Below are 12,832 nucleotides of genomic sequence, written 5' to 3' on the forward strand. Positions count from 1 at the left end.
GTCATGCCGAAAATCCGAGTCCTCGTGATCGACGACAGCGCCAGCGTCCGCCAGGCGATGACCGCGATCCTGTCCGCCGATCCGCAGATCGAGGTGATGGCCGCCGCCGCCGATCCCTTCGCCGCGGCGCGTTACATCCAGGAGCAGGTGCCCGACGTCATCACGCTCGACGTCGAGATGCCGCGCATGGACGGCATCACCTTCCTGCGCAAATTGATGTCGCAGCATCCGATCCCCGTCGTCATGTGCTCCTCGCTGGTCGAGGAAGGGTCTGAGACGTTGCTCCAGGCGCTGGAGGCGGGGGCGGTCGACGTCATCCTGAAGCCGCGTGTCGGCGTCGCCGACCATCTGGTCGAGGCGCATGCGATGATCCGCGAGACGGTGAAGGGCGCGGCAAAGGCGCGGATCGGCGCGCGCCGTCCCGCAGGTCGAACCACCGAGCCGGCCAAGAAGCTGACCGCCGACGCCGTCCTGCCGCCGCCGACCGGCCGCGCGATGAGCCGCACGACCGAGATGGTGGTGTGCATCGGCGCGTCGACCGGCGGGACCGAGGCGCTGCGCGAGGTGCTGGAGGCGCTGCCCGCCAATTCGCCGGGTATCGTCATCGTCCAGCACATGCCCGAAAGCTTCACCCGCGCCTTTGCCAAGCGGCTCGACGGGCTGTGCCAGGTCGACGTCAAGGAGGCCGAGGACGGCGACACGGTGATGCGCGGCCGGGTGCTGATCGCGCCGGGCGGCCTGCGCCATACCATGCTGGAGCGGCAGGGCGCGCGCTATGTCGTGTCGGTGCGCGAGGGGCCGCTGGTGTCGCGGCATCGCCCGTCGGTCGACGTGCTGTTCCGTTCGGCGGCGCGCAACGCCGGGTCCAACGCGGTCGGCATCATCCTGACCGGCATGGGCGACGACGGCGCGCGCGGCCTGCTCGAGATGAAGCAGGCGGGTGCACGCACCTTTGCGCAGGACGAGGCGACCTCGGTCGTGTTCGGCATGCCCAAGGAAGCGATCGCGCGCGGCGCACACGACAAGATCATTCCGCTGGGCAGCGTCGCGCGCGAACTGCTCCACGCCACGGCCCGCTAAGGAAAGACGACATCATGTACATGGCCCGGATCGACACCGATACCGCCATCGCCGAAGACGGCGGCGCCACCACATTCGCGATGCTGGCCGAGCGGCTGGACAGCCGGATGGGAGGGCTGGAGGACGCCTTTCGCGACACCGGCGAGACGCTGGCCACCGCGATCGGCACGATCGACGGCATGGCCGAGGGGCTGACCGCGATCCGCGAGGCGCTGTCGCCCGACACCGCAGGCGTCGCCGTCGGCAAGTTGCGTGATGTCGCCTATCGCCTCATCAGCCTGCCCATGATCCAGCGCCGCCGCGCGATCGAGGTCGAGACGCTGACCGGACGTACCCGCGAGTTGCGCGGCCTGCTGAACGAGGTCAGCACGATCCTGAAGCTGCTCGGCATCTATGGCATGAACATCAAGATCGCCTCGTCGGGCGAGGCGGCGTTCTTCAACTTCGTCGTCGGCATGGACGAAAAACTGTCCAGCGGACGCCAGGAACTGCGCCAGATCGAACGCCAGCTCGACCAGTTCGGGCGGGTGGTCGGCGACGTGCAGCAGGCCGACCGCCTGCTCGCCGCCGAATGCGCGCGCACCGGCACGACGATCCCGACCGAGCTGACCGCCAACGCCAACGCTTTGCAGGACCATGTCCAGTCGGTCATGCGCATGACCGACGAGGTCGGCGGCATCGTGCGTACCGTGCAGGGTGAAGTCTCCCGCATCCTGGGCGCGATCCAGATCGGCGACAGCGTGCGCCAGCGCGCCGAACATGCGATCGCGATGCTGGCCCGTATCGTCGCCGACGAGGGCGGGGGCGCGGCCCTGCCGCCGGGCGCGCGGGCCCATATGGCACGGCTGATCGCGGCACAGCTGAACGCGATGGCCGACGAGTTCGGCCGCGAGCTGACGGCGATCGTCGCGGCGATCGACCGGCTGGGGCCGCTGGCGGACCATCTGCGCGAGTTGCTGGGGTCGCAGGGCGGCGACGACGGCCAGCTGCTGTTCAAGCTGGAGCACGGCATCGCGACGCTGGGCAACGTCACCGACCAGCTTTGCGATGCGGACGGGCATCTGGCGCAGCTGACCGGCTTTGTCGGGCGTACGCTGGCCGACCTGACCGAGGGGCTGGGGCGCATCCGCAACATCGCGGTCAACGTCCAGGACATCTCGACCAACACCCAGTTGCTGTGCCGTCGTCACGGGACGCTGGGGCGCGCGGTGGCGGTGATCGCCAAGGAGGTAGCCCCCTGCGCCAGCCGCCTAGACCAGTTGAGCCTGGCGGTCGGACGGCTGATCACGGTGCTGAGCGCGATCGACCTGGTCCAGGACGGCCATGACGGCGAGTCGGACACAGGCGGTGCCCTGGCCGAGGCGCTTTCGGTGGTGCGGCGGGCCTGCGAAAGCTCGTCACTGGCGATGACGCGGGGCGGCGGCGATGCCCGGCGGGTCCTGTCCTCGCTGGAGGCCAGCGCGATGGAACTGGGCGGCCAGCGCGCCTTTGCCGATACCCTGAGCGAGGTGGCCGAGACGCTGTTGAACTATGCCGACCGGGTCGCGCCCGAATGCACCAGTGAGACGGAGCTCAGCGCGGCGGACATCCGGGTGCTGCACGAACTGCTGCCTTGGGCGGCAAGCCTCTACACCATGGCGGCAGAGCGCCACATCCACGCCGCCTTCCTGCTGCCCGACATGATCGCCGCCGCCCCCGCGCCGATCGCGGTATCGTTCGACGATGACGACGATGACGGATTGTTCTGATCCGGGGTGAAGCGATGTCGGACAGGTGTGATTTTCCTGTCTGACAAATAGAGGTCTTCGTGGAATCGCTCGGGACGGGCGACGGGATTCCGGTCGTTGCGTTTCCGCGTTTATCGGCCGGGATGACAAAGATATTGCGTCGCCCGCCCGATCCTGTCACCCAAAAGGAAAATATAAATAGTCGGAGAAGATCGGTGTCCTCATGCTGTTCCGCCCCGTCGCGTCGCGACGTCCTGACCCAGGCCGCTTTTGGGGCCAGCATCGGTGCGCTGGCGACGGGATGGGGGGCGGTCATGCCCGCATCCGCCTGGGCGCAGGGCGTGGCCAGGCCGGTCGCGACGGCACCCGCCACGGCGGTCCAGCCCTTCGACATGGCCGATGTCACGCTGGCGGACAGCCCCTTCCTCCATGCGCAGAAGATGACCGAGGCGTATCTGATGCGCCTCCAGCCCGACCGGATGCTCGCCAATTTCCGCACCAATGCCGGGCTGAAACCCAAGGCGCCGGTCTATGGCGGCTGGGAATCGGAGCAGCAATGGGCCGAGATCAACTGCCATGGCCATACGCTGGGCCATTATCTCTCGGCCTGCGCGCTCGCCTATCGCGCGACCAAGGATAAGCGGTATCGCCAGCGCATCGACTATATCGCCGGGGAACTGGCCGCGTGCCAGCAGGCGGCGGGCAGCGGGCTGGTCTGCGCTTTCCCCAAGGGGGCCGCGGTGGTCGCGGCGCACCTGCGGGGCGAGCCGATCACCGGCGTGCCCTGGTACACGCTGCACAAGGTCTATGCGGGCCTGCGCGACGCGGCGCTGCTGACCGGCAGCGAGCCTGCACGTGCGGTGCTGATCCGGCTGGCCGACTGGGGCGTCGTGGCGACGAAGCCGCTGTCGGACGCGCAGTTCGAGACGATGCTGCAGACCGAATATGGCGGCATGAACGAGGTCTATGCGGACCTGTATTTCATGACCGGCAACCGCGATTATGCCCGCCTTGCCGAGCGTTTCTCGCAAAAGGCGATTCTGAACCCGCTGGCCAAGGGGCAGGATCACCTCGACGGGATGCACGCCAATACCCAGGTGCCCAAGATCATCGGGTTCCAGCGCGTGTTCGAGGCGACGGGCCATGAGCAGTATCGCAACGCCGCCGCCTTTTTCTGGCGGACGGTCGCGGATACCCGCTCGTACGCGACCGGCGGGCACGGCGATGGCGAATATTTCTTCGCCATGGCGGATTTCGACAAGCACGTCTTCTCGGCCAAGGGGTCGGAAACCTGCGGCCAGCATAACATGCTGAAGCTGACCCGCGCGCTGTTCCTGCATGATCCGCAGGCCGAATATGCCGATTATTACGAGCGCACCCTCTACAACGGCATCCTCGCCTCGCAGGACCCGGACTCAGGTATGGCGACCTATTTCCAGGGCGCGCGGCCGGGCTACATGAAGCTCTATCACACGCCGGAGGACAGCTTCTGGTGCTGCACCGGCACGGGGATGGAAAATCATGTGAAGTATCGCGACTCGATCTACTTCCATGACGACCGCACGCTCTATGTGAACCTGTTCATCCCCTCGACCCTGACCTGGGCGGATCAGGGGGCCGAACTGACCCAGGTGACGAACTTCCCGGAGGCGGCGAACACGCAATTCCGCTGGAAACTGCGCCAGCCGACCGAACTCACCCTGAAGCTGCGCCACCCGAAATGGAGCCGCACGGCGACCCTGTTGGTCAACGGCGCGGAGGTGTCGCGCTCGGACAAGCCCGGCAGCTATGCCGAACTGACCCGGACGTGGAAGACCGGCGACACGGTCGAATGGCGCCTGGTCATGGAATCCGGATTCGAGAGCACGCCCGCCGCACCGGACATCGTCGCCTTCACCTATGGCCCGCTCGTCCTGGCAGGCGCGCTCGGGCGGCAGGATCTGGCCCCGGGGGCGGACATCATCGTCAGCGAGCGCAAATATGGCGAGTATAACGACACGCCCTTCCAGGCGCCGGTCCTGTCGGGCGAACCGGAGGAACTGACGAATAAGATCGCCGCGACGGGCAAGCCGCTGGAATTCACCGTCCCGGCCGCGGATGGCCGACCGGTACGGCTGGTCCCGTACCACCGCATCGCGCATGAGCGGTACGCAACCTACTGGAAGCTGGCCTGAGCGTCATTCCTCCCCGGCAAGGAGGTGGCAGGCCGAAGGCCTGACGGAGGGGTGTCACGGTCGGAGAGGTTGGACCATCCTCACGGGTGGGACACCCCTTCACCATGCCGCGCATGGTCCCCCTCCCTCCGCAGGGCAGGAATATGAGGGCGTTGCTGCCGAAGCGATAAATCGGGAAAATGGTGGGCGATGACGGGCTCGAACCGCCGACATTCTCGGTGTAAACGAGACGCTCTACCAACTGAGCTAATCGCCCCCTCTCGGGAAGACCGCCTAATGCCGATGCGCCTTGCATCTGGCAAGCCGCTTTTGCGCGACCAACCAGGCTGGTTCGTTTGTTGGATACAAAACTGACGGCCTCCGGTACATAAAGGGAACATCGGAGGCGGGCGGGGTCGGGGGAGTGGCCCGGTCGGCCTCCGGTGCTTCGGGGGGAGCGGGAATGGCCGGAATGGGGGAGGGCGCGCGGTGGACGCTCGCGCGGCGACGGCAATTCCTGGCGGCGCTGGCGATCAGCGCCGATGCGGGGGCGGCGGCACGGGCGGTGGGAGAGACGCTGCGTGGTGCGCAGGCCCTGCGGCGGCGCGACCGGGCTTTTGGCGAGGCCTGGGACGCGGCGATCGGCACGGCGCACGCGCTGGTCGAGGAAGGGCTGCTGCGCCGGATGCTCGCCCTGTTGGCGGCCGGGGACGGGGAGGGGGGCGGAGAGGCCGGTGCGGGGACCACCGGCCTCTCCATCACCCCGCCGCTCAGCGCCACCGAGGTGCAATTCTATCTGAAGCTGCTCGCGCGCCGTGATGCGCTGGCCCGTGCGGGTGACGCCGGGAGCGACGCGGTGCGGGCGAGTGCGGCGGAAACCGATGCGGCACTGGAACGTGCGCTCGACGGGCTGGCGCGGCGGCGGTTGAAGGGGATGGCGTGATGGCGGGGCACGATGCGGCGGCGCGGCTCGCCACGCTGGCGATGCTGGAGCCCCATGCGCGGGAACAGGCGCTGGCGGCCCTGACCCCGGCGCAGAAGCGCGAGCTGGTCGAGCGGTGGGAATTATGGGCGCATGACGGACAGGTGGCGCCGCCGGGCGACTGGCGGGTCTGGTTGATCCGCGCAGGCCGCGGTTTCGGCAAGACGCGCGCGGGGGCGGAGTGGGTGAGTGCGCTCGCCCGCGACAATCCGGGTGCGCGGATCGCGCTGATGGGGGCGACGCTGCGCGATGTCGAACGGGTGATGGTGCGCGGCGAAAGCGGGCTGCTGGCGGTGGCGCGCAAGGGCGAGACGCCGAAATGGATCGGCAGCCTGGGGCAGGTGCATTTCGCGTCGGGCGCGATCGGCTTCGCCTATTCGGCCGCCGCGCCAGAGGCGCTGCGCGGGCCGCAGCATCACGCGGCGTGGTGCGACGAACTGGGCAAGTGGAAGGGGGAGGCCGGATGGGACAATCTGATGATGACCCTCCGGCTGGGCGAGCGGCCGCGCGTGCTGGTCACGACCACGCCGCGCGCGACGCCCTTGATGCGCAAGGTCATGGCGCTGCCCGATTGCGTGGAGACGATCGGGCGGACCAGCGACAATGCGCATCTGCCCGACAGTTTCCAAGACGCGATGCTGGCGCAATATGGCGACACGCGGCTGGGGCGACAGGAACTCGACGGCGAGATGGTCGACGACCGCGAGGGGGCCTTGTGGACCCGCGCGCTGCTCGACCGGCAACGGGCCAGGACGGTGCCATCGCTCGACCGGGTGGTGGTCGGCGTCGATCCGCCCGCGACGAGCAGCGGCGATGCCTGCGGGATCGTTGCGGTCGGGCTGGGCCGCGACGGGCACGGCTATGTGCTGGAGGATGCCAGCGAAGCGGGGCTTTCGCCCGAGGGCTGGGCGGCGCGGGTCGCAGGGTGCGCCAGGCGGAACCGGGCGGACCGTGTGGTGGCCGAGCGTAACCAGGGTGGCGACATGGTGGAAAGCGTGCTGCGGCTCGCCGATCCGACCCTGCCGGTGCATCTGGTCTATGCCTCCATCGGAAAGACCGCGCGGGCGGAGCCGGTGTCGTTCCTCTATGCGCAGGGTCGCGTGTGGCATTCGCGGGGCTTCCCGGCGCTGGAGGACGAGCTTTGCGGGCTGGGGGTGGCGGGGGCCTATGACGGGCCCGGCCGCTCGCCGGATCGGGCCGACGCGCTGGTGTGGGCGCTGACCGAGCTGATGCTGTCGGGGCGGGGCGCGCCGGGGATACGGAATTTATAGCGCGTAATCCTCCCCGGAACGGGGAGGGGGACCGCCGCGAAGCGGTGGTGGAGGGGGCGTGCCGCAAAGGGCGACCTGTGTGGAAGCCCCCCTCCGTCAGCGCTTCGCGCTGCCACCTCCCCGTACCGGGGAGGAGCTAAAGGAGATTCGAGATGAGGATGTTCGGTCGCAAGACCGGGCGGGGGGCCGCGCGTCCGCTGCTCGGGTTGGGTTTGGCCCGGTCGGGGGTGCCGCTGACGGGCTCGGCACCGTCCTATGAAACGCAGGTGCGCGAGGGCTATCTGCGCAATCCGGTGGCGCAGCGCGCGGTGCGGATGGTCGCGGGCGGGCTGGCCGATGCGCCGCTCACCGCCTCGCATTCCGAACTCGTCGCCCTGGTCGCGGCGCGCAGCGAGGGGCAGGCGCTGCTGGAGACGGTCGCGACGCATATGCTGCTGCACGGCAACGCCTATGTGCAGATCCTGCGCGATGCCGAGGGCGAGGTGGCCGAGCTGTTCGCGCTGCGCCCCGAGCGGGTGACGATGGAGCTGGACGCCAGCGGCTGGCCCGCCGCGTTCCTCTATCGCGCCGGTGGGCGGGTGACGACGTTGCCGGTCGATCCGGTGCGCGGCCATGTCGTGCATCTGAAAAGCTGCCACCCGCTCGACGATCATTACGGGCTGGGCTGCCTGGGCGCGGCGGCGGGGGCGATCGCGATCCACAACGCGGCCGCCACCTGGAACCGGGCGCTGCTCGACAATGCGGCGCGGCCATCGGGCGCGCTGGTCTATGATCCGGGTGACGGCTCGACCCTGACCCCGGACCAGTTCGAGCGGTTGCGCGCCGAGATGGAGGGGTTTGCGGGAAGCGGCAATGCCGGGCGTCCGCTGCTGCTGGAAGGTGGCCTCAAATGGCAGGCGATGAGCCTGACGCCGGCGGAACTCGACTTCAACGCCACCAAATCCTCGGCGGCACGTGAGATCGCACTCGCCTTCGGGGTGCCGCCGATGCTGCTCGGCCTGCCCGGCGACAATACCTATGCCAATTACCGCGAGGCGAACCGCGCGCTATGGCGGCAGGCGATCCTGCCGTTGGCGGGGGCCATCCTGAGCGGGCTGGCGCAAGGGCTGGCGGGCTGGTTCGAGGGCGCGAGCCTGGCGGTCGACGTCAACCGCGTCACCGCGCTGGCCGAGGAACGCCAGATGCTTTGGGCCATGGCGGCATCGGCCGACTTTCTCGATTCGGCGGAAAAGCGCCAGATGGTCGGCCTGTCATGAGCGGTGATGTTCTGGCGCGGCTGTTGGCGCAGGCGGCGGATAGCGGCGCGGACCTCGTCACGTTGCGCGCGGTCGCGGAGGAAGCGGGCGAACTCGGCGCGACGCGGGCACTCACCCGGCTGGGCCTCGCCGATGCCGACGCCGCGGAGGATGTCGCCGAACTCCGCGAACTGCTGACCGCCTGGCGCGAGGCCAAGTCGTCGGTGTGGAAAAGCGCGGTCGGCTGGCTGACCCGGTTGCTCGGCGCATTGCTGCTGGCGGGAATCGCGATGCGGCTGGGCATGGAGGACTGGCTGAAATGAGCCTTTCCTTCACCGGCTATGCCGCGGTCTGGGACCGGATGGACCGGGCGGGCGACGTCATGCGGCGCGGCGCATTCGCCGATGCGGGCATGGTGCCGCTGCTCTGGCAGCATCGGGGCAGCGCGATGGGGCGGATCACCGCGCTGGCCGAGGACGATACGGGCCTGTCGGTCGCGGGGACGGTCGACGACCCGGCACTGGCCGCAATGGTCCGGACAGGCGCGGTGGCGGGCCTGTCGGTCGGATACCGGCCGCGCGTCGTCCATCAGGGCGGCGCCCGCGCGATCCTGTCGGCCGAACTCATCGAGATCAGCCTGGTGACGGTGCCGATGCAACCGCTCGCCCGCGTGATTCACATTTTGACCAAGGGGGACTGATATGGACGTGATCGAACGGCCCGTGCTGGACGGCGCGCGCAAGGGCGGCGGCGCTTTCGATGGCTATGTGCGCAGCGGCAGCACCGTCGAGCTGAAGGCCTTTACCGGCACCACCGGGGACAGCGGCGGGTTCGCCGTGCCGCGTGAGATCGACGCGGCGATCGCCTCGGTCCTGCGCAACGTCTCGCCGATTCGCGGTATCGCGAATGTCGTGACCGTCGGCTCGGCGGGCTATCGCAAGCTGGTGACGACCGGCGGCACGCCGTCCGGCTGGGCAAGCGAGACGGCGGCGCGGCCCGAGACGGCGACGCCCAGCTTCATCGAACTCGCCCCGCCGATGGGCGAGCTGTACGCCAACCCGTCGGCCAGCCAAGCGATGCTGGACGATGCGGCCTTCGACGTGGAGGGCTGGCTCGCGGGCGAGATCGCGACCGAGTTCGCCCGCGCCGAGGGGCAGGCCTTCGTCAACGGATCGGGCGTCAACCGGCCCAAGGGCTTTTTAACCAATGCCATCTCGGCCGCCAGGGACGGGGTGCGTCCGTTCGGCGCGCTGCAGTATCTGCCCAGCGGCGCGCCGGGTGCGTTCGGAGCCGGGGCGGAAGACCGATTGGTCGATCTGGTCCAGTTGCTGCGCGCGCCGTACCGCCAGGGGGCGTGCTTTGTGATGAATGCCGCCACCTCGGCACGCATCCGCAAGGCGAAGACGACCGACGGCCAGTTCCTCTGGGCGCCGGGGCTCGCGGCGGGGCAGCCCGCCACGCTGCTCGGCTATCCGGTGATCGAGGCGGAGGACATGCCCGATATCGCGGAGAATGCTTGCGCCATCGCCTTCGGCAATTTCCAGGCGGGGTATCTGATCACCGAGCGTGCCGAAACCGCGATCCTGCGCGATCCGTACAGCAACAAGCCGTTCGTCACCTTCTACGCCACGCGGCGAATCGGCGGCTGCGTCAGCGACTCGGAGGCGATCAAGCTGATGAAGTTCGCGACCACCTGAACCGGTGAAAAATCGGGGCAGCCGCAAGGGGCTGCCCCGTAGTTCAGGGAGGATGCCGAACCGGCCGGGGGGCGCGGGGTCGGCATGGCCGGTGCCCAAGGGGGAGGCGGGCAGCGGCTGAACAACCCTCTGCGCCCCAACTGTGACGCCCGTGTGTCGCGCCTGTCGCAACTTGTATCGGTGAAGGAGAATTCATGATGAGCGGGACGAAGGAGGCGATGCCCCTTGCGACCGTGACGGCCGCGGCGGGCGCAATCCGTGCGCTGCTCCGCCTGGAGGAAGGGAACGAAGTCGCATTGGTCGAGCGGGTCGCGGGTGTCGCGCTGGGGCTCGCCGAATCCTTTTGCGGGCAGATGCTGGTCGAGCGGATGGTTGAGGAGCGCTTGGCGGGCGGGGTGGACTGGCAGGCATTGTCGGCGGTGCCCGTGCGGGCAATCCTGTCGGACGGGTTGGGCGAGATCGACGGCGATGGCCGGGGCTGGGTCCGGCCGAGCGAGGCGGCGCTGGTCCGTTACCGCGCCGGACTTGCCGATGGCTGGGCCGCGCTGCCGCCCGAGATCGCGCACGGCGTGGCGATCATGGGCGCGCATCTGTTCGACAATCGCGATGCCGCCGCCGTCCCGCCCGCCGCCGTCGCCGCGCTGTGGCGGCCCTGGCGGGGGATGCGACTCGACGTGCCGAGGCGGCCATGACCGCGCGCGAGGCGTTGCGCGGCGGCCTGTTGGCCAAGCTGCGGACGGTATTGCAGCCGCTGGCGGTGACGCTGTTCGATGCCGTGCCGGTGCGGGCCAGCGTGCCGCAGGCGGTGCTGGGCGAGCCGAGCGAGAGCGATTGGGGCGCGGCGGGAATTGAGGGGCGTGAACTGCGCGTGACCGTCACGCTGGCCGACGAGGGCGAGCGGCCGCTCCGCCTGCGCACCGCGATGCAGGCGGTGGAGGCGATCGCGCTGCCGGACATGCTGGCAGACGGATGGCGGGTTGGGGGTTGGACCGTGATGGCGACCCGCATGGCCAAGACGGGGGCACGCTGGACCGCGAGCGTCGAATGGCGCGCCCGGCTGTGGCGTATGGGACAATAGGGGGACGGACATGGCAATCGAAAAGGGAAGCGCCTTTCTGCTCAAGATCGGCGACGGGGCCGAGCCGCCCGCCTTCGCGACGATGGCGGGGCTGCGCACCACGCAGCTGTCGATCAATGGCGAGACGGTGGTGGTAACGAACAAGGATTCGGGCGGCTGGCGCGAATTGCTGTCGGGCGCGGGCGTGCGCCATGTCAGCGTGGGCGGCGCGGGCGTCTTCACCGGATCGGCGGCGGAAGCGCGGATGCGCGGCCATGCGCTGGCGGGCACGATCGAAACCTATCGGTTGAGCTTCGAGAGTGGCGGGTCGATGACCGGGCGCTTCTTGGTCACGCGCCTCGATTACAGCGGCGATTTCGGCGGTGAGCGGACCTACACGCTGGCGCTGGAAAGCTCTGGCCCCGTGGTGTCGGCGTGAGCGCGAATCCGGTGCGCGGCGAGGCGAGCGTTCGCGTCGGCGGCGCGGAGCTGGTCGTGCGGCCGAGCTTCCAGGCTTTGGTCGCGGCGGAGGGCGAACTGGGCCCGCTGTTCGAGCTGGTCGAGCGCGCGGGCGAGGGGAAGCTGTCGCTCGGCGAGGCGGCGGCGCTGATCTGGCACTGCCTGCGCGAGGTGCCCGAGGGGCTGAGCCGCGAGCAACTGGGCGAGGCGCTGGTCGATCTCGGGCTGGCGGCACTGGCGCCGGTGCTGCGGCAATTGCTGCGCCAGATATTGGGCGGGCGGTGACGTTCGCGGAGGCGGCGGCGCGGCTTGCGGGAATGGCGGGGGCGGTGCTGGGCTGGTCGCCCGACCGCTTCTGGCGCGCCACCCCCGCCGAGCTTCAGGGGATCGTGACGGCGATGACGGGCGGGGACGGGCGTGAGCCATCCTCGTCCGCCACGCTCGCCCGGTTGCGGGAGATGTATCCGGATGGATGAACAGGATTTCGTACCCCGCATCGACATGCGGGGCTTCGCCGCCGACATGGCGACGATGCGCACCGAGCTGTCGCGCGGGCTGGGCGACGCGGCCGAACTGGGCGCCCGCACGGTGGAGGGGGCGCTGCTGCGCGCCGCCCGGACCGGCAAGTTCGGGTTCGAGGAACTGAAGGCGACCGCGCTGTCGGTGCTCGACCAGATTGCGCGGGCGGCGCTGAAACAGGGGCTGGGCGCGGTCGGCGATGGCGACCTGTTCGGCCTGCTGGGCGGGCTGGCCTCGGGCCTGCCGGGGCGGGCGACCGGCGGACCGGTATCGCCCGACCGTCCCTATCTGGTCGGCGAGCGCGGGCCCGAGGTCTTCGTGCCGACCAGCAGCGGGCGTGTCGAGACGCTGCGCCCCGGCGGGGCCGCGCGTGACGTGCGGGTGGCGATCACGATCAACGCCGGGGCGGGGGAAGCGGGCGGCGTGCTGCAACGCTCCAGCCGCCAGGTGGCGCGCGCGGTGCGCGCGGCGCTGTCCGAGGACTGAGGGCGCGGGGGCCTTGCCCCTCCACCACATCCTGCGGACGCGGCCCCCCTCCCCATCGGACATGGGGAGGATTTGAGAACCCATTCCTCCCCAAGCTTGGCTTGGGGAGGGGGACCGCCGCGAAGCGGTGGTGGAGGGGCGGGAGCCTCGCAATCTGGGAGAAGAA

The 12,832-nt window shown here is 69.5% G+C and carries 15 protein-coding genes and 1 tRNA gene; 15 read left to right on the top strand and 1 reads right to left on the bottom strand.

What is annotated here, in order from left to right:
* Window positions 1–3 precede the first annotated feature (3 nt).
* The 3 genes from SOM26_RS04250 (at window position 4) to SOM26_RS04260 (ending at window position 4,981) form a co-directional block, all read left to right on the top strand.
* On the top strand, window positions 4–1,080 hold the full coding sequence (locus SOM26_RS04250) for a protein-glutamate methylesterase/protein-glutamine glutaminase (RefSeq protein WP_320451497.1): 1,077 nt from the start codon (window positions 4–6) through the stop codon (window positions 1,078–1,080).
* A 20-nt stretch (window positions 1,081–1,100) separates the two neighbouring features.
* Window positions 1,101–2,828 carry a hypothetical protein gene (locus tag SOM26_RS04255; protein ID WP_320451498.1) on the top strand — a complete coding sequence of 576 codons (1,728 nt, stop codon included), beginning with the start codon at window positions 1,101–1,103 and terminating at the stop codon, window positions 2,826–2,828.
* Window positions 2,829–3,121: 293 nt separating this feature from the next.
* Entirely contained in the window at window positions 3,122–4,981 is a 1,860-nt protein-coding gene (locus SOM26_RS04260; RefSeq protein WP_320451499.1) for a glycoside hydrolase family 127 protein, read from the top strand.
* Window positions 4,982–5,161: 180 nt separating this feature from the next.
* On the opposite strand, the gene SOM26_RS04265 is transcribed toward SOM26_RS04260, so the two are convergent.
* Window positions 5,162–5,237, bottom strand: a tRNA-Val gene (locus SOM26_RS04265).
* Window positions 5,238–5,423: 186 nt separating this feature from the next.
* Between SOM26_RS04265 and SOM26_RS04270 the strand changes: the two genes are divergently transcribed.
* The 12 genes from SOM26_RS04270 to SOM26_RS04325 all read left to right on the top strand — a co-directional run bounded on the left by SOM26_RS04270 (window position 5,424) and on the right by SOM26_RS04325 (window position 12,666).
* Window positions 5,424–5,903: a hypothetical protein gene (locus SOM26_RS04270; RefSeq protein ID WP_320451500.1), complete on the top strand. Its 480-nt coding sequence runs from the start codon at window positions 5,424–5,426 to the stop codon at window positions 5,901–5,903.
* Entirely contained in the window at window positions 5,903–7,213 is a 1,311-nt protein-coding gene (locus SOM26_RS04275; RefSeq protein ID WP_320451501.1) for a DNA-packaging protein, read from the top strand. The genes SOM26_RS04270 and SOM26_RS04275 overlap by 1 nt, the downstream gene beginning before the upstream one ends.
* A 152-nt stretch (window positions 7,214–7,365) precedes the next feature.
* Window positions 7,366–8,469 (top strand): phage portal protein, encoded by a 1,104-nt coding sequence (locus SOM26_RS04280; RefSeq protein WP_320451502.1) that lies wholly within the window; start codon window positions 7,366–7,368, stop codon window positions 8,467–8,469.
* On the top strand, window positions 8,466–8,771 hold the full coding sequence (locus SOM26_RS04285; RefSeq protein ID WP_056431169.1) for a DUF6127 family protein: 306 nt from the start codon (window positions 8,466–8,468) through the stop codon (window positions 8,769–8,771). Before SOM26_RS04280 ends, SOM26_RS04285 begins: the two co-directional genes overlap by 4 nt.
* Window positions 8,768–9,148: an HK97 family phage prohead protease gene (locus SOM26_RS04290; protein WP_320451503.1), complete on the top strand. Its 381-nt coding sequence runs from the start codon at window positions 8,768–8,770 to the stop codon at window positions 9,146–9,148. Before SOM26_RS04285 ends, SOM26_RS04290 begins: the two co-directional genes overlap by 4 nt.
* Before the next feature lies 1 nt (window position 9,149).
* The gene (locus SOM26_RS04295; protein WP_320451504.1) at window positions 9,150–10,145 is read left to right on the top strand and encodes a phage major capsid protein; all 996 of its coding nucleotides are present in this window, start codon (window positions 9,150–9,152) and stop codon (window positions 10,143–10,145) included.
* Window positions 10,146–10,339: 194 nt separating this feature from the next.
* On the top strand, window positions 10,340–10,837 hold the full coding sequence (locus tag SOM26_RS04300) for a head-tail connector protein (protein ID WP_320451505.1): 498 nt from the start codon (window positions 10,340–10,342) through the stop codon (window positions 10,835–10,837).
* A complete protein-coding gene (gene gp17 / locus SOM26_RS04305) occupies window positions 10,834–11,223 on the top strand; it encodes a tail completion protein gp17 (protein WP_320451506.1) in 390 nt (129 codons plus the stop codon). The genes SOM26_RS04300 and gp17 overlap by 4 nt, the downstream gene beginning before the upstream one ends.
* Before the next feature lie 10 nt (window positions 11,224–11,233).
* Window positions 11,234–11,641 carry a phage major tail protein, TP901-1 family gene (locus tag SOM26_RS04310; protein ID WP_320451507.1) on the top strand — a complete coding sequence of 136 codons (408 nt, stop codon included), beginning with the start codon at window positions 11,234–11,236 and terminating at the stop codon, window positions 11,639–11,641.
* Window positions 11,638–11,946, top strand: coding sequence for a gene transfer agent family protein (locus SOM26_RS04315; RefSeq protein ID WP_320451508.1), 309 nt, complete (start codon window positions 11,638–11,640; stop codon window positions 11,944–11,946). Before SOM26_RS04310 ends, SOM26_RS04315 begins: the two co-directional genes overlap by 4 nt.
* A complete protein-coding gene (locus SOM26_RS04320) occupies window positions 11,943–12,137 on the top strand; it encodes a phage tail assembly chaperone (protein WP_320451509.1) in 195 nt (64 codons plus the stop codon). The genes SOM26_RS04315 and SOM26_RS04320 overlap by 4 nt, the downstream gene beginning before the upstream one ends.
* Window positions 12,130–12,666, top strand: a complete 537-nt coding sequence (locus tag SOM26_RS04325) for a tail tape measure protein (RefSeq protein ID WP_320451510.1) — start codon at window positions 12,130–12,132, stop codon at window positions 12,664–12,666. The genes SOM26_RS04320 and SOM26_RS04325 overlap by 8 nt, the downstream gene beginning before the upstream one ends.
* The last annotated feature ends 166 nt before the right edge of the window (window positions 12,667–12,832 follow it).

The organism is Sphingomonas sp. CFBP8993, assembly GCF_034044895.1.
Classification (GTDB): Bacteria; Pseudomonadota; Alphaproteobacteria; order Sphingomonadales; family Sphingomonadaceae; genus Sphingomonas.